This window comes from Alteromonas sp. V450 (assembly GCF_001885075.1).
Classification (GTDB): Bacteria; Pseudomonadota; Gammaproteobacteria; order Enterobacterales; family Alteromonadaceae; genus Alteromonas.
The window spans coordinates 2,302,649-2,325,328 of the sequence record NZ_MODU01000004.1; the positions used below are offsets into that span (position 1 = coordinate 2,302,649).

The following is a 22,680-nucleotide window of genomic DNA, read 5'->3' on the forward strand; positions in this document are numbered from 1 at the left end:
TTTGACGTACAGCTTAATCTTAAACGAAACCAACAATTAGGACTTACATGCAACAGAAAAAATTAGCATTTATTGGCGCGGGTAACATGAGTCGCAGCATCATCAGTGGTCTTATCAAATCTGGGTATGCAAAAGAAAATATTCTTGCAGCGAACCCTTCCACACCTAAATTAGACGGCCTCAAAGCCGAATTTGGTATTCATACCACACAATCTAATGATGAAGCCTGTCAATTCGCCGATGCTATTGTGCTTGCGGTAAAACCACAAATTATGGGAAGTATGTGCGGCGAATTACAAAAGAATAACGATTTGTCGAACAAGTTATTTTTAAGTATCGCTGCAGGTCTTCCAGTCGCTAGGCTGCAAGAAATGCTAGGCGGAGCATACCCCGTTGTTCGCATTATGCCAAACACACCAAGTCTTTTAGGCAAAGGCATGTCGGGGATGTATGCCGACGACACGGTTTCTGAGTCAGACAGGCAATATGTTGACGATGTGATGAACAGCGTTGGCGAAACGGTATGGGTAGATAAAGAAGAGGGTATTAACGGCGTTATCGCTGCGGCCGGCAGCAGCCCTGCTTATTTCTTCTTATTCTTACAAAATATGCAGGAAGAAGCCATGAACATGGGCTTTGATAAAGCGCAATCTCGCCTAATGGTTCAACAAGCGATGTTAGGCGCAGCCGAAATGGTTTGTAACAACCCAGACCTTGAATTAAGCGAGCTTCGTGCCCAAGTTACGTCTAAGGGCGGTACTACCGCTGAAGCCGTTAACACTTTCATTAGTGAAGGTTTAAAAGATATTGTTAGCAAGTCGATGCGCGCCGCCGTAGCACGTGCTGAAGAAATGGCAAAACAGCTATAACGTTTAGGAAAAAATCAACATGAACGCAACGGTATTTTTGGTTGATACCATATTTAGCCTTTATTTGATGGTGGTTATTCTGCGCCTTTGGTTACAAATGGTTCAAGCAGACTTTTATAATCCACTCAGTCAATTTGTAGTAAAAGCAACCCACCCTATCGTGGGGCCGTTGCGTCGAGTGATCCCCTCCATTGGTAGGTTTGATACCGCTACATTTGTCTTGGCCATAGCGGTTTGTGCACTCAAATTTATCACGCTTGCCTTGATGTTTGGCGGAAGCATTAACCCATTAGGTATCGTAATAGTCTCTGTTATGGGTGTTATTAAAGAAACCCTCTCTTTGATGTTTTGGGTGTTGTTATTACGCGCTATTTTAAGCTGGGTGTCTCAAGGGCAATCTCCCGTTGATTACGTGCTTTATCAGCTAACAGAGCCGTTTCTAGCGCCAATACGTAAAGTTATACCGCCTTTGGGCGGATTGGACCTGTCGGTGTTAATTGCCATCATTGGATTACAGTTTTTACAGCTATTGATCCAAGACTTTTTACCATTGTAACCATGTAATGTAGCCAAAAGAGGTAACCTCGCGGCCACGTACAGATACGTTAACCGAAAAATGACAGCAAAATACAGGTGGGCATGACAACAATGTTAAGGCATTCACTTTTTACGCGCTTTGTGGTTGGCGCCTTAGCCATATTAGCCTTTAGCGCTAATGCGGAGCAGAAGAAAACACTCGGAAATTGGGACGTTCACTACATGGTGGTGGGTACCCCCTTCTTAACGCCCGACGTAGCGGCTAATTACGGGATAGTAAGAAGTAAGTTTAATGCGCTTATTAACATTTCAGTTTTAGACAGCAAAACGGGAACGGCGCAACGGGCTGATGTTACGGGCGTTGCTAAAAATCTCATTGGAAATAGTAAGAAGCTAACTTTCAAAAAAGTAGAAGAGGGGAATGCTATCTACTACTTAGCAGTGTTCCCTTTTCGAGATCAAGAAACGTTTAGGTTTGAAATTGACGTAAGAAAAGGTTCAAACCAGCAAACATTAAAGTTCCAACAAAAAATGTATGTTGATAATTAGGCTACCCTTAGTTAGACCGAAGGCCCTTATATCATTGTAGAAATATCTACAAAATACACTACAAAACAATGTGACGCACCAATGGCGGTGACTTAGCGCCTCACTGATCTGAGCCGCTGATGATAAATATTGATAAAGCCCTGTCGAGTTAACGTCAGGGCTTTTTATTAAGACAGATAGAACTACAGCGTATTAAAACGAATAGCACTTTGATGGTTCTTATCGTGGTAAATCGTGTGAACCGCTTTAGTGAAGTCGCTTTCTTTTGCCTCAAATATATTTTCTACATAGTTTTGAGGGTTCATATCGATAAACGGAAACATACTGCTTTGAATTTGAATCTGTAGCTTATGCCCACGTTTAAACGTATGTAAAAGGTCGTATAATTCAAATTCAACCTTTGTAGGTGAATTAGGTGTGAAAGCTTTAGGCTCACTCATACTTTCCCTAAAACGCCCACGCAAGACACCCCAGCGAACGAGCTCATGGCGATTTCCTCGAGCCATATCCACTTTGTTGTTGTTTTCATCGATAGAAGGAAAAACATCAACAACCTTTACAACAATGTCTGCGGCCGATTTATTGGTAGAAAACCACAGGTCGAGATCAATAGCACCCGCAATGGTCAAATCACTTTCAAGTACATCGGTTTCAAAAACTAAAACATCTGGTCTTCGGGCAGCAAAGCGTTGATCTTCTACCATATAGGGTCTATCCCAACCTCGGCCTATTTTAGCTGAATGGGGAACCGGCTTTTTGGGATCGCTTATATATTCACTACTTCCACTGTCACTTTTGCTCGTAACAAGTTTTTCGTTCGCTGCTAAGTACATAGTTTGCTGTGACACTGTCTTTGGCGGCCATACATCAAACTTACGCCAGCGATTGCTGCCTGTTTCAAACATGGTTGCGGTTGCTACCTCCGCCTCTTTTGTCCCTTTTAAGTGCGTTTTGAAAAACGGCAGCAACACATCTTTTTGAAACCAAGCACTGGTGTCAAAGCCAAACTTTGCCTCGCCCAGTTCGGCACCACCTTTGTCACTTTGCCACTGGCCGTGATACCACGGACCCATAACGAGTTTAACATGGTCTTTTTTGTTGTTTTTAGACATAGTCTGATAGGTGTACAGCGGGCCGTATAGGTCTTCTGTATCGTACCATCCGCCGACAACCAAGGTAGCAGGTTTGGTATTTTCTAAATGCTGTAATACATTGCGTTCTTGCCAATAGTCGTCGTAATTTGGGTGCTGGATAATTTCATTCCAAAACGGACGCTCGCCATGAAAATACTTGTCATTAACGTTGGTGAGCGGACCTAAATTTCTAAAGAACTGGTAGCCATCCGGCGTTTCTGACTTCATTCCTTCAGGCCAATAAGAAAATGTTCCCTCTCGCTGTTTATCAAACCTATCAAAAAAGATAAACGCCATCGGTGTTACAAAAGCACCGTTTCTGTGAAAGTCATCGAAGAACCAGTCAGCAATAGGAGCTTGTGGTGAAATCGCTTTCAGCGCAGGGTGACTATTAATAGAGGCAACTGACGTATAATAGCCTGGGTAGGATGTGCCCCACATCCCTACTTTACCGTTGTTTCCTTCAATATTCTTTATGAGCCAATCGATAGTATCGTACGTGTCTGTCGCATCGTCCGTCGCTTTTTTTCCGCGTTTATAAGCATCCTGCGGGCGCATATTGACGAATTCACCTTCGGAGCGAAATTTCCCTCGCACATCTTGAAATACGAAAATAAACCCTTCCTTTTCGAATGCTTCGCTAGGCCCTAATTTAGCTTTATATTTGTCTGCTCCATAAGGCGCAACGCGATAAGGCGTTCGCTGCATCATAATTGGGTACTTTTTAGAATCGTCGATGGGAAGATAAACTGACGTAAACAGCTTTACGCCATCACGCATCGGAATTTGGTACTCATACTTGGTGTAGTTAGCCCGTATATATGCCTCCCTAGGGTTTTCACTTTTTTGTTCGGCATAGGCGTTATTAACCGTGAATAAAACCATCAGCAGCATCACGCTGCGTATTACCATTTTCATTGTCTGTCCTTTTGTTATTAGATTAATTCGTTAACCACTTCTATTGGGTGTCGTGGCTTTTTTCCTTCGAAACGCGCTACTTGGCTGCGACAGGAAAATCCGGTTACAAGCACTTCATTAGGCGTTGCATTTTTCGCGTGAGCAAAAACAGGTGCCCAACTTAGCGCAAAAAGTGCTTTAGAGTTTTTTACATGTATTGCTTCATGACCATAGGTTCCTGCCATACCACAGCAGCCTACAGGCTTATGAGTAAGGTTAACACCTAAATGCTCAAATACACGCTGCCACCGCGCAGTGGTGTCAGGCATCGCGGTTTTTTCACTGCAGTGAGCAAGCAGCAAGTATTGTTTGTCGAAAGCGGGATTTTTAGTTGAATTTACATTTAGGCTTTTTGGCAACACACCGACTAACCATTCGTCAATCGTATTAACGACGAACTCTCCACGCTTATCTTTTAAAAATTTGCGATATTCGTCGCGATAGCACAGCACCAAGGATGCGTCGGCTCCGACCATAGTAATACCTAACTCATGGATTCTATTTAGCCGCTTTGCCGTCCCTAATGCGTGTTTTTCAAACTTACCTAGAAAGCCTTTAACATGGGCGGGCTTACCGTTTGGCGTAAAGGGAACAAGTAATGGCTTAAGGCCCATTTTACTGATGACCTTTATTAGGCTTTCTACACTTTTTGCGTCATAAAAACTGGTAAAAGGGTCTTGTACCACAGCAACGTATTTTTCCCGCTCACGTTTATCAACGTGTTCTAGCTGTTCGATATTCCCTGTCTCTACAATCGATTTTACTCTGTCAGTAAGTGTGGGATAAGACAACAACGGCGTATCAACATATCCAACCCTTCTCTCTAAAAACCTCTTCACCCACTTTTGCTGAAGAAGCATGTTATAGAGTCTAGGCACTCTAGCACTAAGAGGCGCTAGCGCTTCTACATTTGCCACCAGTAAATCTTTAAACGGACGCATATAACGTTGGTAGTAAATAGACAAAAAGATGGATTTGAAGTGAGGAACGTCAATATTTACCGGACACTGGTGGGTGCATGACTTACACGATAAGCAGCCATCCATCACCCCTTTAACTTCATGAGAAAAATCAGCGTCCCTGTTCAATACCGTATTTTTAAAACGAGAAAAAAAGTTACTTTTAAACTGCTTGTAAGATAACCCATCACCATTCTTCTCGTCTATTTGCCCGCTTAGCGATAGCAGTCGCGCCCACTCTCTTAGCATGCTCGCCCTACCCTTTGGCGTATGACGTCTGTCTGACGTTACTTTACTCGAAGGGCACATGGGAGACGCTGGTTCGTAATTAAAGCAAAGACCATTTCCATTGCACTCGAAAGCTGGCGCGAGGTCGCGTTTAACCGTTGTTGGAATAATCCGCTCGATACTCGCCCTTTTGACCGCTTTAACCGAAACTAACTTATCCTTACTGCCCAACGGCGTACAAATTTTCCCAGGGTTCATTTGATTATAAGGGTCGAACGCCGCTTTTATTTTGCGCATCTCGTTAAACAGCACTTCACCGAAAAACTCTGGGCCATACTCGCTTCGAAAGCCTTTGCCGTGCTCTCCCCACATTAGACCGCCATATTTAGATACAAGCTTTACCACCTTATCTGAAAGGTTATGCATAAGTGTCTCTTGCTCGGAGTCGGCTAAATCAAGGGCAGGTCTTACATGTAGAACGCCAGCATCAACGTGCCCAAACATGCCATAGTTAAGGTTGTGGCTGTCTAGCAACTCGCGAAACTCAGCGATAAAATCAGCTAAATGCTCAGGAGGCACTGCGGTATCTTCCACAAAAGCAATAGGTTTCTGATCGCCCTTAACCTTTCCTAATAAACCCACTGCTTTTTTGCGCATGGCATAAATGCGTTGGATATCAGCTTTGTCATACGTAATCCTATAGCCTGAAATATCGCCTTCGCTTTGATTTATTGCATCTTCAATAGCGGTTTTAAGACCGTCAATGTGGCCCTTCATTTCCTCTATCGAACTGGCGTTATATTCCACTAGATTTAAACCTAGCAACGCTTCGTCAGGTACGTCGGTGATCAAGTGTTGTATGTCATGCCAAACTATGTCCGTTTTAGCAAAGTTGAGTACTGTACTATCAATCGTTTCCACACTCGTCGCGTTCGCCTCAACTAATTGTGGAGCGTGTCTAAGTGCAGCATCGAATGAGCGGTAGGAAATATTTATAAGTGCTTTAACCGGCGCTATCTTATCTAGTGTTAATACCGCTTCAGTGACAAACGCCAAAGACCCTTCAGCGCCTGTAATCAGCCTCCCAATATCGATGTGGTGACCATCGTATACGTGCGCTAAGTCATACCCTGTTAAAAAGCGATTTAGCTTTGGAAAAGTGCGATCTACTTCGTCCTTAAAGTTTATGCACGTATCTATAGCTTGTTTGTAGATAGCACCTTCAGTGGTATGTTCAAGGGCTTTTCGCTTTGCCATTTCGACAGGTATTTTTGCGGTGTCGATTATCTCACCGTTAACTAGCACTGCTTTAAGTGCAATAACGTGATCGCTTGTCTTACCGTAAACAAGCGACCCCTGCCCTGATGCATCAGTACTTATCATTCCGCCTAGTGTTGCTCTGTTGCTAGTAGAAAGGTCCGGTGAAAAAAACAGGCCATGGGGGCGTAAAACATCGTTGAGAGCATCCTTAACTATCCCTGTTTGTACTCTCACCCAGCCTTCTTCCACATTTAGCTCAATCACTCTATTTAAATAGCGACGAATATCTACCACGATACCATCGGTGAGGCTTTGTCCGTTGGTACCTGTGCCTCCGCCTCGAGGAGCAAACGACACGTCAGGAAACTTAACCGCTAACTGGCCGATAAGCTGGCAGTCTTCGTTACTTCTAGGGTAAATAACGGCTTGAGGCAGCTTATAATAAACGGAATTATCAGTGGCTTGCGCTATGCGGGCGCTAAAGCTAGTTTCAATGTCACCAGTAAACTCGCTCGTTTCTAGACTTTTTATGAATGCGCGATACTGGATAGCTAAGTTTGAATCTGGTAATAGGGCGGGAAGAGTCACTACCTTCATTTCCTTGTTAAAACGGGCGAATCAATGACGAAACAACATGTAACACTGCACTTACACAGCTCAACAATGTTATAATATAACATATCCAATTTGTATTACAGGGGAAGCCTGTTGGTGTGATAGCCTGTAATTCTACGTTTTAATAATGCGTCGCATAATAAGAGCATATACAACTATGATTAATGCAGTGCCTACCAACATCATTACGGGCTTTCTAGGTGTGGGAAAAACATCCGCTATACTGCACCTTTTAAAGCAAAAACCTTCAAACGAACGTTGGGCAATCTTGATTAATGAGTTTGGCGAGATAGGTATTGATGGTGCGCTTGTGCAAGGTATGCTTGCTCAAAAAACCGCTTCCAATTCAGAAGATACGCAGACAATATTTATTAAAGAGGTGCCCGGCGGCTGCATGTGCTGCGCTGCCGGTTTACCTATGCAAATAGCATTAAATCAATTACTCGCCCAGTCTAAACCCGACCGTTTATTGATTGAACCTACTGGGCTAGGGCACCCCGTAGAAGTTATGCAAACCTTAAGCGCTGAACATTATGAAGACGTGCTGGATATTCAGCGTACTATCACGTTTGTTGATGCAAGAAAGCTAACCGACCCTCGCTATACCACGCACGCCACGTTTAATCAGCAAATCGATATTGCCGATGTAATAGTAGGAAATAAATGCGATCTTTACGGGCTTAATGAGGAAGAAAATTTAGCGCGCTATGCCGTTAATAGAGGCAAGCAGAACACACCTATCGTACTTTGCGAACATGGTGAAATACCGTTTGCTGTATTACAAGGAAAGTCGGATTCGCTTGTAGAAATGCATGCACATGCCCATCATCACCACAATAACGAGCCTACACTTTCAATTAACGAACGACCCTTTCCTGATTCAGGCTTTTTAAAAATCGAAAATGAAGGGGAAGGATTTAAAGCTGTGGGATGGCGCTACTCCCCCTCCATAGAATTCGATAGAAATGCGCTATTAGCCTGGATAAATAAGCTTGAAGTAGAACGCTTAAAAGCGGTGATGATCACGAGCACAGGCATATTTAGCTACAACCTTGCAGACGGCAATCTGGTTGAAGTCGAGCTGAGTGAATGTGCTGAAAGTACAATTGAAATTATTGCGACTAACGTCAATTCCAATTGGAATGACGAATTAGCCGCGTGTGTTCTCATCAGATAATCATGCGCTAGGCAAGCTTACAGCGGCAGAATAATCATTTGAAGCTAATAAAATGGATTGGGGCTCTTGTTGTCAGACCTAAGGCGCAGATTTAACACCTTGCATATTTTATCTCTCCGTCCACCAGCGTGTAATATGTTTCGCCATACAACGTCTCGTTGATAAAGGGCGAGCTTTGAGACTTAGAAGCAAAGAAGGAGGGCGTTACTGTAAACGGCGTTTTTAAATCAAATAGCGCCAAGTCTGCATCTGCGCCTTCTTCAATTCGTCCACATTTAATATTAAATATCGCTCCAGCTTGCTTACTCATAAGATCGATAGCGGTATTTAAATTAAGCTTTCCCGTTTTAACAAAGTGCGTGTAAATAAGGGCAAATGCGGTTTCTAACCCTATAATGCCAAAGGGCGCTTTCTCAATATGCAAATCTTTCTCATGCGGAGCGTGTGGAGCATGATCAGTAGCGATAGCATCTATTACCCCATCTGTTAACGCTTTTTGGCATGCAAGCATATCGCTTCTAGAACGAAGGGGTGGGTTCATTTTCCAGTTAGCGTCAAGCGTACCATCGGCCTTAACTGGAATATCCTCATCACAGAGTAATAAGTGATGAGGTGAAACTTCTACCGTTACTCTAGCCCCTTTTGCTTTTGCCTGCCTGATAGCCTCTATAGATTCTGCTGTAGAAACGTGTAAAACGTGATAATGCCCTCCGGTCTCCTCACTGTATTCACACCCCCGCTTCACATGCACCGACTCTGAAGATGCCTTTATACCGTTTACATTATGCTTTCTAGACACGACGCCTTCGTGAATGGCACCGCCGTTTGACAGGCTCTCATCTTCGCTATGATCAAGCACTGGCATCCCAAGTGCCTTGGCGTCATTAAGTGCTTGCTTAAACAAACTATCATCTTGAACACCTTTACCGTCGTCGGTAATGGCAACGACACCTGCCGCTTGAAGCGTTTTAAAATCTGTTAACTCTTTTCCTTCTAAACCCTTTGAAAGTGCCCCCGTCGGATACACCTTACACAACCCCGTTGTGCTAGCCTTCTCAACCATAAAAGCTACTGTTTCTGCATTATCAGCCGTTGGCGTTGTATTTGGCATTGACACCACCGACGTAAACCCTCCTTTTACTGCTGCGCGGCTCCCGGAAGCTATGTCTTCTTTATACTCCATGCCTGGTTCTCTGAAGTGTACCTGGGGGTCGAGCAATCCCGGAGACAGAAATAATCCAGTTGCATCAATCACTTTTTCGAAAGTGCTATCGGTAGAAACTGTTTGTGACGCCGGTAATGGACAATCTAAGACCTGAACAATTTTACCCTTTTCGATGACAAGTGAAATAGTGACAACGTCATGGCCATTTCCACCCAACAGATGAGATGTGGTTGAAGCGTTATTGATTAGTATCTTCATAAGTCCCTTCGTATAAAACAATTAAAATTTGGGATTATTGGCAGCGTGCGCAAACACACGCGACTTCTAGGTGAGGCGTAATGATCTCGCATTGGAAAGCTTGTGCTTGTTGAACAAGATGCTCATAAACGATGGGATCGACATTAGTTTCTTCAACTGCGCCGCACCGCACACAAATTAGAAATTGCGAATACCCATGGCGTTCACAACATTTAGCGCGAGCGCATCCAATATACTTATTATTAAGATTAAGTTTATGAATTAAATTTGCTTGAGACAGGAATTCAAGTACCCTGTAGATTGTCATTGGCTTGATGTTTTCGTCATACTTCTCAGCGTATAAATCTTTTATTTCGTATGCCGACAGCGGAGAGGAGCCTTCTATTAAAATGTTAAGCACCTGCTTACGCTTCTGTGTTAAACGTAGTCCATCTATCGCACATTTGTCCTGAGCTATCACAAGTAAGTTTTGAAATCGTTGGTCCATACTGCCCTTTTAAAGCATTACAGATGCTCTACTCTGACGCTTTTCAATGTTTAAAACCACTATAGTTACAATATAACATATCACTTTTAAAAATATGCATCGAACGCTAACTTTTCTTTTTGCTCATATTTATTGATTATCCCTTTATTGGCGTGGCTATCTTTACTGTAAGTGGTCACTCAATTCAAAACCGCACAGGCATATCGCTCTAGGAAAATCTCATGATTCGCTTACAGTGATAAGCTCAATTCTTTTCGCTTTGCGAAGCATGCAAAGCTTTCTTGACCTCTCTGCAAAGCGCGCTAACGCGAATCAGATAAACAGTCGCAAGTGAAATGAAAAATGTGTTGAAAAAGGATACTGATAGAAAATGACTATCACGGATAAATAATTACATATTGTCGATAACGTTATATTGTCCTCCACAAAGGTTACAATATAACATAACGCTCAATATAAGGAGTTAAATTAATGTTTACAGATGAAATGGTACATACTGCACTTCAGACTTGGTGTGACAATGTCGTTGCCGTTGGAAAGGTACATGCGGAAGGCGGCGATGTGAAGGCTTTTGCTTCAGAAATTCTGTCGAATAATTACGATTACGATAACGGTAAGGTCCTATTCAAGCCAACGCTAACTTTTGGCTCTCAAACATTTCGCTCTACCAAAGAAGGCGCACTATCTTACTTTGTTGGAGGAAACAGCGCTTACCCCAATGATAATGGCTTTAAGCTTAAGCCATGGGTGAAAGTTTGGTACAGCAAAGAAGACTACATCTTAAATGGTGATTTGGCTATCGTTCAATGTAACGTTCATTTTATTGGAGAAGATGACAGCCATATTTTTGTGAACAAAAGTTTTGTGTTCAAGCAGTGCGACGATGGAAAAATAAGAATTATTCTTCATCAGTCTTCACTTCCTTATCAGCCATAAGCCTAGAGCACCCAACCTTGAAAAAACGAGGCACCAAAAAACTTGTGCCTCGTTTATTAAAAATAATTCCAGCACGAGTCTCATCATTACACTGAGTGCAACGGAGATAGGAACGGTGTCGCCTATCTCCTCTTGCGATATCACATTGGCAATAATGTGCCCTCAACATAGCCCGAATAAACTGAGAGTATATGTGCATTTCTTTGAAATACGTTTACTGTAAAAGTTCCCTGTATCTCTTTATATTCATTAATGCTAAACGTTACATTAATCTTTTTATAGGCACCTTCTGACGCATCACAGTTACACAGCGACACGGTTTTTATTTGATAATCGGCCTCACTGGTTGCAGATAAACGTCCTAAAGCAAGCGTCGAACTATCCATCAGAAATTTAACCTCTAAATCGGCGTTTACGCTCATCAAAAACAATTCACTATCATTTCGATCCAGTCTAGACAACGTTAATACCCATATACCTTGATAGTCAGCAGGCCAATCAGTACTTGCTTCTTCTGAAGAGGACACCTCAAAACGAGGAACAAGTGGAGCGACTGGAAAACGCCTAGGAGGCCACATATCTACAGGGGTGCCATTTGTAGAGCGCTTCGCTAAGTCAGCCGATGGTATTGGCGTATTTTGAACTCGCCTATTTGTGAAAAGAGAAAATGGCGAACTTTGAGCACCAAACGTTTTAGTATCATGCCCATTAGCCGGTGCGTCCGTTGCAGCATCTAGTCCATTGGCAAGAAAGGTGAAGAGTATGACTATACCGATTTTCAACGTCGATTTGTCCATGGTCGTTTGCTCCATTATTTACATGTTGTCGTTAACATCAAAAAGTGGAACTAAATATCGTTTAATTACCCATGATAAACCGGAAGTATTTCTGAAATTTTTGTGATTAATATATTCAAATCATATTCGAGCACCTGTTCCAGCTCACTAAATACACGATCTTCTGCACCTAATCTTACTACAGTAAATTAGCGTTTGACGCATCACGGCACCAGTCGATTTTACGGGAGGGCAAAGGAGTCTAGAAACTGATTTCCGCTCAAAATTCCCACGCTAACTCTCGGTTCATTTTAGAAAGCTTGTGTGTATATTTCGCTTCTAAGTCAAGAAACCGGCTGTCCTCACGTAATGTTGAAAAAGCAGGGCTTTGAAAGTAAGGATAATATCGTCCGATAGCCATCACGTCGTTACCGTCAACAAGCAATGTTAGAAGTGATATAGCACGTTCACTGTTTCCTAGTAGCGCGTGGTACTCCGCGCTAAAAGCGATAGGCATCACTTTCTCCTTAAACATCGACTCAACCTTATTAGAAATCTCTTCGGAAGACAGTATGGCGTCACCCTGTTGTTCAAAATAAATGGCAGTTAATAAGTTAAGCGATGCTATATTTGAGAACCCACCCCCGTTTAATTCTCCTTCGAGTATACGCTCATACGTTGCTTTATACTTTTCCAAAAGGTGGACTGGCATTATTAAAAGTGCTTGCCCAACCATTGACCTAATATAAGATGAACTAAGGTGAGCATCTTCTAAGCCAGATAAATGCAGTGATAACCCGGCAACATCCTTCTCATATATTGCTTTAGCAAATGTAACATGGAAACAATCGACCTTTGTTAGAGCTGGCAACGTTCCCTTTTCTTCGCACAAAGAAAATAAACGTATGATCTCGTCTTTTCTGTTAGCTACAACCAAAACACTCAGATCAAGCATGAGCGTTTTGGTTAACGGGTTACTTGCTCGTTCTTGCTTGGCCCAGTCCAACGTCTGTTGATACTGACCTGATAATGTGCTCGCCAACGCCTCCATCCATGCTGTTGTGGGGTCTTGTGGCGCTATTTCTCTCATTTTCGCAAATATTGAATGAGCATTTTTTTCTTCTCCAAGCAGTAAGTTGACAAACGCAAGCCCACCATAAAGTCTATAGGAAAGAGGGTGAGTGCCTATCCCTTCTCTCGCTATAGCAAGTGCTTTCTCATATTGATGGTGGATAGTCAGTAAGTAGGTATAATTGAAATAAAAGTTAAAACTTTTCTCACCTAACATTTTAGCTTCGGAAAAATGCGCTAATGCCTTTTGTATATTGCCTCTTGTCGGATCGCTCATGAGGGGCATGTGCAGCATTCCTTCAAAAAAAGATAGCGTGCTACTCGAGATCCCAATTGCTCGGCTTTGCTTCAGGAAGACTTTGGCAGCGTTGACTACCGCATCTTGCTCTTTTCCTGATGTTAAGTTCATCATCTCGAGATAATTGCTTGTGATCGACTCGACTATTAGCTGGCTCTTGGGCGACTGAGCATTCGCCCTTACAAGATAATCCTGAGCCTTTTGAAGGGCTTCAAGATTGTAATTCTGGGTAAGGATATCCATTGCTAACAGATAAAGTCGATAAGCTTCTTCAGATTGAGGGCTAGGCGCAATCAGCTTGTGCTCAATACCTAAATGTGCAGTTATACTCATAACCAAGTCATTCACTGCATGTTGCATATTCAGTGGCTCTACTGTTTTGCTATTGGAAAAAAGCGTAAACCCCGAATCTACTTCAACGAGTCTGTAGGTTACGCTATGCTCGTTACCCTCACGTCTAACAGCCCCTTCAAGAATAAGGTCGACTGGTAACAAGCTTTGAATTTCTTTAAGGCTATGTTTATTGGTTCTAAAATAAGCACTCGACGTTCGACTCGCTACTTTGAAATTGTCAACGTGTGACAAATGCGTGAGAGCTAACTCAAGTAGGCCGTTTGCTAAGGTACGTTCATCTTTGCTGTCACTGTCTGTCACGTCAAAAGGAATGACAAGTACTCGATATTCCTTCTGAGAATTGTCACCAAGGCCACTGAAAAATACTGTAACGACTGCTATCAACACAGTTGCAAGGATGAGCAAATGAACAATCGGAGAACGTTTTTTCACACTGTGAGCTTGAACAGATTGTGTGGCCGGTAATTCAGAAGGTGCTTCGACAGCAGGGCTTTGTACCTGACAAACTTCTGTCAATAGTGATAACTCAAGCCGATAACCTCGTTTAGGAACGGTTGTAATTATCTTCTTATTAGTATCCAGCAGCCTAGAAAGTGATTTTCGAAGTTCTGAGATGGCGCGAGACAGTGATTCATCACCACCAAACCTGTCCGCCCACACAGAGTCCAACAACTGCTCTCTCGTCACCACTCCCCCGTTTCCTTGATGTAAGGTGCAGAATACTTCCATAACTTTTGGTGAAAGCTTCTCGGTTCGGGCTTGGAAATGAAGTGTATTAGCTAAGGGGTCTATTGATAATGCAGCAATACAAAATTGACGATTTAGGTCATTCATCCTTGAGGCGTAGCGTTTTGTTTAATTAATACTAAAGTAGCAACGGCGAGAGAGTGAGACAACTACACAAAAGTCTAAAAAGTCTGTGTCTGCGCGCCCCCCTGTTCCTTTCATTCTTCTTCGTAAACTTTCGATTTCCTGAAATTACGCGCTTTAGACACCTCATAAAACGACTCTGGCAACCTCAATATTCAATTATATTTCAAGTTTTTTTCAAGCATTAGGCTTTTGAAATATATAAGCTTTCGCCAGCTTTCTATACATTTTCTAACAGAGGAAAAAATGAAAAAAGTCATATTGTGGTTATCTAGCGTAATAGCGTTGGCTGTTGTCGGGTTGAGTATTTTCATAACTTACCAATGGCATACTGATAAGCCGTTATCCATGAGAGTGCTTTTGGATAGAGAAGTATTAAAACTAATGCTTTCAAGCCCTCAAATGAAAACGACTCTTGGATTGCACCATTTAGGGATTGATAAACATAATTATATCCTTGATAACGGTGACAAATTAACTATTATCGAGAAGCTCCCTGATCTTGCTTCTATCAAATCGACAGTTTCACAATATCGTGATCTGACAGGTCAAGAAAAAATAACGCAAGACGCTGTCATTCATTTTCTTGATAGCCTTCAGGCACTTCAGCCTTACCAGTATCATAATTATCCTCTAGATACATTTGGTGGGTTACATAGTCGTTTTCCTGAATTTATGACCAATGGCCACCCTATTGAAAGTGAGGATGATATAGAAAGTTATATAGCACGCCTTAGAGATAGTGCTCGTTATTTTGAGGATGTAATAAAGGGGATTCGTCAAAGAGAAAGCTTGGGCATTGTTCCGCCACGCATAGTTATCGAAAATGTGTTGAGGCAACTTTCTAAATTTATAGCACCAAAGGTTGAAGATAATACATTGTTGACATCACTAAACACTAAAATGCTAGCGCTAGATGAAGTGGGGCACAATGACAAATTAGCATTCTACCGGCAAGCTAAAGCCGTTATCTCTGACTACGTTTACCCCAGTTACCAGAGAATGATAGCGTTATATGAGGAACTGCAAGAAGTAACACCTGATGGCATTGGCTATTGGCGTTTACCAGATGGAGAAAGAGCGTATGAGGCCTATTTACGATTTTTCACTACGTTAGATACAACGCCAAGCGATGTTTTTACCATTGGCGAGATTGAAGTTACTCGAATCCAAAAACAAATGCTCGACATTCTCGCTAAAGATTTTGGTTTCCAGCAAATGACGTTCGCTCAAGCTATGAATTCTTTCTTACTAAATGACGAGCTTTACTTTAAAGACTCACCAGAAGGACGACAGGCATTACTGGATGAAATGCACGCTCAAAACGAAAAAATGAGAGCGATGTTACCACAGTTATTTTCTCAACCTGACGTGCCCGATTTACAGTTTATTCGAAGCCCACTGCTTACTGAGGAAAATGACTCCCTAGCCCGGTATAACAACAATTCAGTTTTGGTAAATTTAAGTGATATGAGGGCGCTACCTAAAAGCAGTTTGCCTGTATTAACCTTTCATGAGGGGATCCCCGGTCATCATTATCAAAAAAACGTGACTAGCGAGCTAGCAGGGCTACCCTATATCATTTCACAAACACCTTTCGGCTCCTATATGGAAGGATGGGGAATGTACGCCGAACAGCTTGGTTACGAGCTTGGGCTTTATGAAACGCCAGAAGAAGTGCTTTCCTATCTTCACTACGACCTATTAAGAAGCGCAAGAATGGTTATAGATACAGGTATCCATATAAAGCGATGGTCTCGTGAGAAAGCAGTTGCGTATCTGATGACTGAAGTTGCACTAAGTCAAAACGAAGCCGAAATTGAAGTAGATAGAGCTATCGTTGTACCTGGTTCTGGGCCAATGTACAAATTGGGCCAACTCAAAATATTGGCGTTGCGTGAGCAAACGAAAGCCAGACTAGGCGATAAATTTTCGCTGAAGCATTTCCACGACCGAGTGTTAGAAAATGGCGCCTTACCGCTTCCCTTACTTGAAGATTTATTGTCTGAGACGGGATTGTAAAAATAGTAAGCCGTATTCTTTCGTGCTGCTTTAACATCTAAAGCGGCATCCTGCTAGCTAATACCTGAACAGGAATTAAACAGACCTAAGCAACACCCCTTAATCTTTAACCTTTAACGCATTACGACCAAAAATATCAAATTTCAATTTTTTTCAGTTTTAAGTTGCTAGTTCAAAATAACTCTTTCTAAACAACAATTCACACATGGAAAATAAACTATGAAAAATTGGTTTGTGCTTTGTTTTATTACACTGCAGTTTAGCGTGTTTAGTTCCCTCTCCTTTTCACAAGAAGACACAAAAGGCATTGCCTTATCGAGTGATGAGTGGCAAGCGTACCTTCCCAATCTTGCCCCCGAGAAAAGTAACATTACTGACTATTCAATGATGTATTTTTTAGACGTTGAGGTTGGACAAGAAGACACGTTTAAGGAATTAGTTATGAAGTACTTCATAGAAGGCTCTAAGCTAGCCGGCGTGTCGATTCCTACGCTTTATGCTATGACAACTGGCGAATATAGTTTCATGGTGACTTACCCTACCAATAATCCAGTAGAGGAGTTCAAGTTTTCTAGAACAGCTGAAGGCACTAAGTTCATGAAATCGCAAGCGGAACATTATTCAAAAGAAAATATAAAGAGTGGTTTTGACAAATTCTATTCTCTTGTAAGGCGCAGTAACAAAATTATCATTGGTAAGGTTGCACCTTACTAACGACGCCAGTTGAGGGAGACCGTTCCCTGACTCCCTTTTTCGGTTGCCAGACTATCTCGTAGTTCTGGCAACTTTTTTAATTAATGTTAGCATCAAGCAAATTGAAAAAATGAGTGCTAATAATAATGACATCACCCTACCCTCATCTACTTGAACCTTTAGATTTAGGCTTTACAACGCTTCGCAACCGCACACTTATGGGTTCGATGCACTTAGGCCTAGAAGAAGAAAAAGGCGGCTTCGATAAACTTGCTGCGTTTTATGCTGAACGCGCAAAAGGCGGCGCAGGGCTTATTGTGACTGGCGGTATCAGCCCGAATATTTCAGGTTGGGTAGCGCCCTTTGCTGGCAGAATGACCCGCTCTCGCCACGCAAAAAAACACCGTGTTATTACCGATGCGGTACATAAGGAAGACGGCAAAATTTGCATGCAAATATTGCATTCAGGCCGCTATGGTTATCATCCGCTTGCTGTTTCGGCTTCACCGATGAAGTCGCCTATTACTCCTTTTAAGCCTCGCGAATTATCCTCTCGCGGCGTAAGAGGGACAATTAAAGACTACGTAAAATGCGCTAGCCTAGCTCAAAAGGCAGGCTATGACGGCGTGGAAATTATGGGTTCTGAAGGCTACCTCATAAATCAGTTTTTCTGTGAGCGCACCAATCACAGAAATGATGAATGGGGTGGCAGCTTAGAAAACCGGGCTCGTCTGGCAATAGAAATAGTAAAAGGTGTACGCGAGAAAGTGGGCACTAACTTCATTATTATTTATCGCCTGTCTATGCTGGATTTAGTCGAAGGCGGCGCCAAGTGGGACGAGGTTGTATATTTAGCGAAGGAAATTGAAAAAGCAGGCGCTACGCTAATTAATACCGGCATTGGATGGCACGAGGCAAGGGTACCCACTATCTCCACATCTGTGCCACGTGCAGCGTTTACCTGGATAACCGAGCGTATGAAAAAAGAGGTGTCTATCCCTCTTATTACCACTAACCGTATTAATACCCCAGAGGTGGCGGAATCGGTACTCGCACAAGGTCATGCTGATATGGTGTCGATGGCACGTCCTTTCTTGGCTGACGCTCACTTTGTAGCGAAGGCTATGCGCAATGAGTCTAAGCTAATCAACACGTGTATTGCATGTAATCAGGCCTGCCTAGACCATGCGTTTGAACAAAAGCGCGCGAGTTGCTTGGTAAACCCACAAGCGTGCTACGAGACCGAACTTACCTTCCCGCCTACGCAAAATAAGAAAAAACTAGCGGTAGTAGGTGCAGGACCTGCGGGTTTGGCATTCTCCATGTATGCCGCAGAGCGCGGTCACGAGGTACATCTATTTGATAAAGCCAGTGAAATTGGCGGTCAATTTAATTACGCCAAGCAAGTGCCGGGTAAAGAAGAGTTTTACGAAACCCTACGCTACTTCGACAATCAGCTAGCTCGCGTGGGCGTTACGGTTCACCTTAACACCGAGATTAACGCACAAAGCCTTGCCGATGAGGGGTTTGATGAAGTGGTGCTAGCCACCGGTATTAATCCCCGTACGCTTACAATTGAAGGGCACGACCACCCTAAAGTGATGAGTTATTTAGACGTATTGCGCGACCACAAGCCAGTAGGCATGAAAGTAGCTATTGTTGGCGCTGGCGGCATTGGTTTTGATGTAGCAGAATTTTTGGTAGAACACGAACATTTAGCCAAAGATAAAGAAAAGTGGCTGGCGCACTGGGGTATAGATAAAGATTATTCTGCTCCTGGCGCACTAAAAGAAAAAGCCATAGAGCCTTCTGAGCGTGAAGTGTATCTACTACAACGCAAATCGTCTAAAGTAGGTAAAGGGCTAGGTAAAACTACGGGCTGGATCCACAGACAATCATTGAAACACCACAATGTTCAAATGATAAATGGTGTGAGTTACGAGAAAGTAGACGATGAAGGTCTGCACGTACTAATTAACGACACGCCCAAAGTACTGCCAGTCGATAACGTTATTGTATGTGCTGGTCAAGAGCCATTTAAGCCTCTGCAACAACCTCTAGAAGAGGCAGGATTTACCGTGCATATTATCGGCGGTGCTGACGTAGCGGCTGAACTTGATGCTAAACGCGCTATCCGTCAAGGCGCTGAGCTAGCAGCGCGAATTTAAAACTGATCGAACATGATAGCGTTGCCATCCGGGTCTTTAACTATTAGATGCCCGGGGCCGCTATCGCCTTTTACAGGCACGTCTAGAGCGATGCCTTGTTCAACTAGATTTGCCTGAAGCGCCCTAACATCACTTGGGTTGAAGGTCATAATGTTATCTTCAAACATCCCTTCGAATAACCCAATCATGGTGGTGCCATTTTTCATCATTAACCATTTATCTTCCACCGAGCCGCATGAAGGCATGGCTTCAAAGCCCAAGGCCTCATAAAACGCTTTCGACTTGCTGATGTCTTTAACCGTTAAACTTAACGAAAATAGCCCTAACTCCACTTTATTCTCCCTAAAATTTCGTAACCATCGTTCACGTATACCAATTATTACTCTAGTGAAGCTTTTGAACAATATCACTGCCATTAGTCGCAAAATGAAAAAAGCCAGTAATACTGAATATTACTGGCTTTTCATCATATATAGGCTTTTTACTGTTCTTAACCTAACGCTGATTGCGCTGTAAAAAGTTTAAAAAAGGTATTACTCCTTAACTTTTTTGACTAGCGATCCAGAGATCAATTTTCTGCTCAAGAATAGCAAGTGGAATGCCGCCCGTGTTTAACACTTGTGCGTGGAACTCACGGATATCGAAATCATCACCTAATGCCTTCTCTGCGCGCGCGCGCAATTCTTGAATTTTAAGCGCCCCCACTTTGTAAGATAGCGCTTGCGACGGGATCGCAATATAACGCTCTACCTCCGCCACAACTTCTGTGCGGGTCATGCCTGAATTTTCAAGCATAAAATCAATGGCTTGCTCTCGGGTCCAACCTTTCGCGTGAATACCAGTATCTACCACCAAGCGCATGGCGCGAAGTTGTTCATCTTGTAGCGTGCCATAACGATTCCATGGATCGTCAAAGAACCCCATTTCATACCCTAGCGTTTCAGAATACAGCGCCCAACCTTCACCAAAGGCAGGTAAGAAACTAAAGCGCATGAACGACGGCAGTGCTTCATTTTCTTGCGCTAAACTAACTTGGAAGTGGTGACCAGGAGCACCTTCGTGAAGGTACAAAGTAACATTGCCGGTCGTTAAGCGGCTGGGCAAGTCATACGCGTTAAAGTAGAAAATACCTGGACGAGAGCCATCTGGCGTGCCCGGCTGATATGAGCCACCTGCACTAAACTGCTCAATAGCAGGGTCGTAAGGTTTTATTTCTAACTCTGACTTAGGCAGAAGTGAAAAATATTCACCAATTTTCTTATCTACTTCTTGCCCTATGTCGTAATAAGTTTGCGTCAGCGATTCACGACTTGTAGGCTTAAATTGCGGATCGGTACGAACGTAGTCAAAAAATGCATTCAGCGAGCCTTTAAAACTCACCTCATCTTTAATCTCAAGCATACCATTTTTAATACGCTTAACTTCTTTTAACCCCAAATTATGTAGCTCATCTGGTGTCATTGATAAGGTTGTCGAGTCTTCTACCATCATCTGATAAAGTTTTGCACCACCTTTCATTTGGCTTAAACCTACGCTTTCGCGAGCGACGGGTAGGTACTCATCTCGCAGAAAATCGCGCAGCTGAGCGGTAGCGCTATAAATATCTTGAACGGTTTGCTCGTATTGTTCAGTCAGGCGCTTTCTATCTTTTTGAGAAAAGCTTTCAGGAAAAATTTCAATAGGCCCCCAGAATTGTGAGTCTTTTACGGGTATAGCTAACTGCGTATCAAATTGTTTAACAACTCTATCAATGGTGAGCTTCGTTTCTAAAACACCGCTTTGCATACCTTCACGAAACTTGTCAATCGCACGCTTGAGTATCGCTATATAGTCTTGATGTCGAGATAAATTGTTTTCATAATCCTTTACCGTATTAAAAGGTGCAGCCCCTTTACCACTTGCAAAAGTAGGATAGAAAGTATGAAAACCACTGAAATGATTAAAGGGACGAACCTCCGTAAGCGCTGCAATCTCATTTGTCGCCATTGCCAACGAACGTTCTTCGTTATATTTGAATACGTCGTACGCTAATTTGTCTGTGTCGTTTAATTTGCTTCTGTCAATGTGCTTGAGCTCAGACAAGTTGAGTTGTGTGGCTGTTCTTTTTGCTAAAAAGTGTGAATCGGTAAAAAAGTCCCCCATTCGATCGGCATAACGCATATCGCCGCGGAAGATGGCCCATATCGGGCTAAGAGCAATATCTCTCTCATCAGCTTCTGCAAACAAGGTAAACAGCTTCTCGTGTTCTGATTCACTATGCTTGCTAATCACATTTTGTGACGACACAGCCTCACTGATTGCTCCGTGCTCATGAGCTACTACTACATTCAAGCCGAGACCTGCAGCTACGGCACTGCTAATTAACAGCGCTTTAAATATTTTCATTTCTTTCCTAATTCTGCGTCTCTACCTGAGACGCTGCCTTTCGTTGTTTGTAAACACGTAAGTGATAACTCAGCAAGTGAATCTAACGACTTACGCACTTTTTATTCACACTATATTGTGCTTTATTGACTTTCTTTTGGTAGGTATGACATCTCTTTTCGCCACGCTCTCTCATACGCCTCACGGCTTAATATACGCTGCGCATAAGCGGCTACATTGTCTGCTTTACCGTCTAACGTAATATCAAGTTTGCAGCCTTTTGCCCACGCCAGAATATGACCTGCTATTATGTCGGCCATAGTAAACATGTTGCCGCATACAAATTCTTTATCGCCCAGCATAGAAGAAAATACCGGCAGTACGCGCTTAAATTCCCATACCGCCACTTCTCGCATTTGTTCAAGTCTTTGCTCTTTAGGCAGTGCGAAAGTGTGCTTTGCCAAATTCCAAATGGGTTGCTCTAACTCATTGGTGAGAAACAACATCATTTCTTCATATTTGGCACGCTCAAAACTACCTGGCTCTGGAATGAATTCATGCATACCGTGACGTTCAGCTAAAAAAGTGACAATAGCGGCTGACTCGGTCAAGGTACCTTCGGGTGTCGTTAAGGCTGGAATTTTCGATGCTGGACTAATGGCTTTGTATTCTTCTGATAGATGTTGCCCTTGTTTTAAGTCAACTAAATTGAAGTCAAAAGATAAACCTAGCTCTTCCAATGCCCATGCCACGCGCACCGAGCGGGTTTTCGGGTAACCATAAAGTGTATACATGCCTATGTCCTTTGATAGCCTAACTGGTGCTAACTGTAAGTCGAATAGGAAAAAAGTGCTACTGCCATATTGTTACTGAGTTTTAACACTGTAACTTCTGAATGACGGTGTCGCCTACCTGTTGAGAGGCTGCATATCCA

The 22,680-nt window shown here is 42.9% G+C and carries 17 protein-coding genes; 8 read left to right on the top strand and 9 right to left on the bottom strand.

Annotated features, from left to right (window positions below; genetic code table 11):
• Positions 1-47 precede the first annotated feature (47 nt).
• The 3 genes from proC (at position 48) to BK026_RS10045 (ending at position 1,955) form a co-directional block, all read left to right on the top strand.
• Complete coding sequence (gene proC, locus BK026_RS10035) at positions 48-869, top strand: pyrroline-5-carboxylate reductase (RefSeq protein WP_071815740.1); 822 nt, start codon at positions 48-50, stop codon at positions 867-869.
• A gap of 19 nt (positions 870-888) precedes the next feature.
• Complete coding sequence (locus BK026_RS10040) at positions 889-1,425, top strand: YggT family protein (RefSeq protein ID WP_071815741.1); 537 nt, start codon at positions 889-891, stop codon at positions 1,423-1,425.
• An 83-nt stretch (positions 1,426-1,508) separates the two neighbouring features.
• Positions 1,509-1,955, top strand: coding sequence for a DUF4426 domain-containing protein (locus tag BK026_RS10045; protein ID WP_071815742.1), 447 nt, complete (start codon positions 1,509-1,511; stop codon positions 1,953-1,955).
• Between the two features lie 182 nt (positions 1,956-2,137).
• Here the strand turns inward: BK026_RS10045 and BK026_RS10050 are convergent, their stop codons facing one another.
• Complete coding sequence (locus BK026_RS10050; protein ID WP_071815743.1) at positions 2,138-4,006, bottom strand: CocE/NonD family hydrolase; 1,869 nt, start codon at positions 4,004-4,006, stop codon at positions 2,138-2,140.
• Between the two features lie 17 nt (positions 4,007-4,023).
• Complete coding sequence (locus tag BK026_RS10055; protein ID WP_071815744.1) at positions 4,024-7,089, bottom strand: FAD-binding and (Fe-S)-binding domain-containing protein; 3,066 nt, start codon at positions 7,087-7,089, stop codon at positions 4,024-4,026.
• A gap of 175 nt (positions 7,090-7,264) precedes the next feature.
• Between BK026_RS10055 and BK026_RS10060 the strand changes: the two genes are divergently transcribed.
• Positions 7,265-8,284, top strand: coding sequence for a GTP-binding protein (locus BK026_RS10060; RefSeq protein ID WP_071815745.1), 1,020 nt, complete (start codon positions 7,265-7,267; stop codon positions 8,282-8,284).
• 91 nt (positions 8,285-8,375) lie between these two features.
• Here BK026_RS10060 and BK026_RS10065 read toward each other — a convergent pair whose 3' ends face one another.
• Together BK026_RS10065 and BK026_RS10070 are read right to left on the bottom strand one after the other, a co-directional pair.
• Positions 8,376-9,707: a dihydroorotase gene (locus BK026_RS10065; RefSeq protein ID WP_071815746.1), complete on the bottom strand. Its 1,332-nt coding sequence runs from the start codon at positions 9,705-9,707 to the stop codon at positions 8,376-8,378.
• 34 nt (positions 9,708-9,741) lie between these two features.
• Complete coding sequence (locus tag BK026_RS10070; protein ID WP_071815747.1) at positions 9,742-10,194, bottom strand: Fur family transcriptional regulator; 453 nt, start codon at positions 10,192-10,194, stop codon at positions 9,742-9,744.
• A gap of 471 nt (positions 10,195-10,665) precedes the next feature.
• Here BK026_RS10070 and BK026_RS10075 point away from each other — a divergent pair, with 471 nt between their 5' ends.
• Positions 10,666-11,130, top strand: coding sequence for a hypothetical protein (locus tag BK026_RS10075; RefSeq protein ID WP_071815748.1), 465 nt, complete (start codon positions 10,666-10,668; stop codon positions 11,128-11,130).
• A gap of 140 nt (positions 11,131-11,270) precedes the next feature.
• On the opposite strand, the gene BK026_RS10080 is transcribed toward BK026_RS10075, so the two are convergent.
• Together BK026_RS10080 and BK026_RS10085 are read right to left on the bottom strand one after the other, a co-directional pair.
• Entirely contained in the window at positions 11,271-11,927 is a 657-nt protein-coding gene (locus BK026_RS10080; protein ID WP_143142113.1) for a hypothetical protein, read from the bottom strand.
• A 259-nt stretch (positions 11,928-12,186) separates the two neighbouring features.
• A complete protein-coding gene (locus BK026_RS10085) occupies positions 12,187-14,463 on the bottom strand; it encodes a winged helix-turn-helix domain-containing protein (protein WP_071815750.1) in 2,277 nt (758 codons plus the stop codon).
• 282 nt (positions 14,464-14,745) lie between these two features.
• Between BK026_RS10085 and BK026_RS10090 the strand changes: the two genes are divergently transcribed.
• The 3 genes from BK026_RS10090 (at position 14,746) to BK026_RS10100 (ending at position 19,382) form a co-directional block, all read left to right on the top strand.
• On the top strand, positions 14,746-16,521 hold the full coding sequence (locus tag BK026_RS10090; protein WP_071815751.1) for a DUF885 family protein: 1,776 nt from the start codon (positions 14,746-14,748) through the stop codon (positions 16,519-16,521).
• A 219-nt stretch (positions 16,522-16,740) separates the two neighbouring features.
• Positions 16,741-17,235 (top strand): hypothetical protein, encoded by a 495-nt coding sequence (locus tag BK026_RS10095; protein WP_071815752.1) that lies wholly within the window; start codon positions 16,741-16,743, stop codon positions 17,233-17,235.
• Between the two features lie 125 nt (positions 17,236-17,360).
• Positions 17,361-19,382 (top strand): NADPH-dependent 2,4-dienoyl-CoA reductase, encoded by a 2,022-nt coding sequence (locus BK026_RS10100; RefSeq protein WP_071815753.1) that lies wholly within the window; start codon positions 17,361-17,363, stop codon positions 19,380-19,382.
• Here the strand turns inward: BK026_RS10100 and BK026_RS10105 are convergent.
• The 3 genes from BK026_RS10105 to BK026_RS10115 form a co-directional block, all read right to left on the bottom strand.
• A complete protein-coding gene (locus tag BK026_RS10105; protein ID WP_071815754.1) occupies positions 19,379-19,714 on the bottom strand; it encodes a VOC family protein in 336 nt (111 codons plus the stop codon). The two genes, BK026_RS10100 and BK026_RS10105, sit on opposite strands and share 4 nt — an antisense overlap.
• A 208-nt stretch (positions 19,715-19,922) precedes the next feature.
• Positions 19,923-21,767 (bottom strand): DUF885 family protein, encoded by a 1,845-nt coding sequence (locus tag BK026_RS10110; RefSeq protein ID WP_071815755.1) that lies wholly within the window; start codon positions 21,765-21,767, stop codon positions 19,923-19,925.
• 122 nt (positions 21,768-21,889) lie between these two features.
• Complete coding sequence (locus BK026_RS10115) at positions 21,890-22,540, bottom strand: glutathione S-transferase family protein (RefSeq protein WP_071815756.1); 651 nt, start codon at positions 22,538-22,540, stop codon at positions 21,890-21,892.
• Positions 22,541-22,680: the final 140 nt, after the last annotated feature.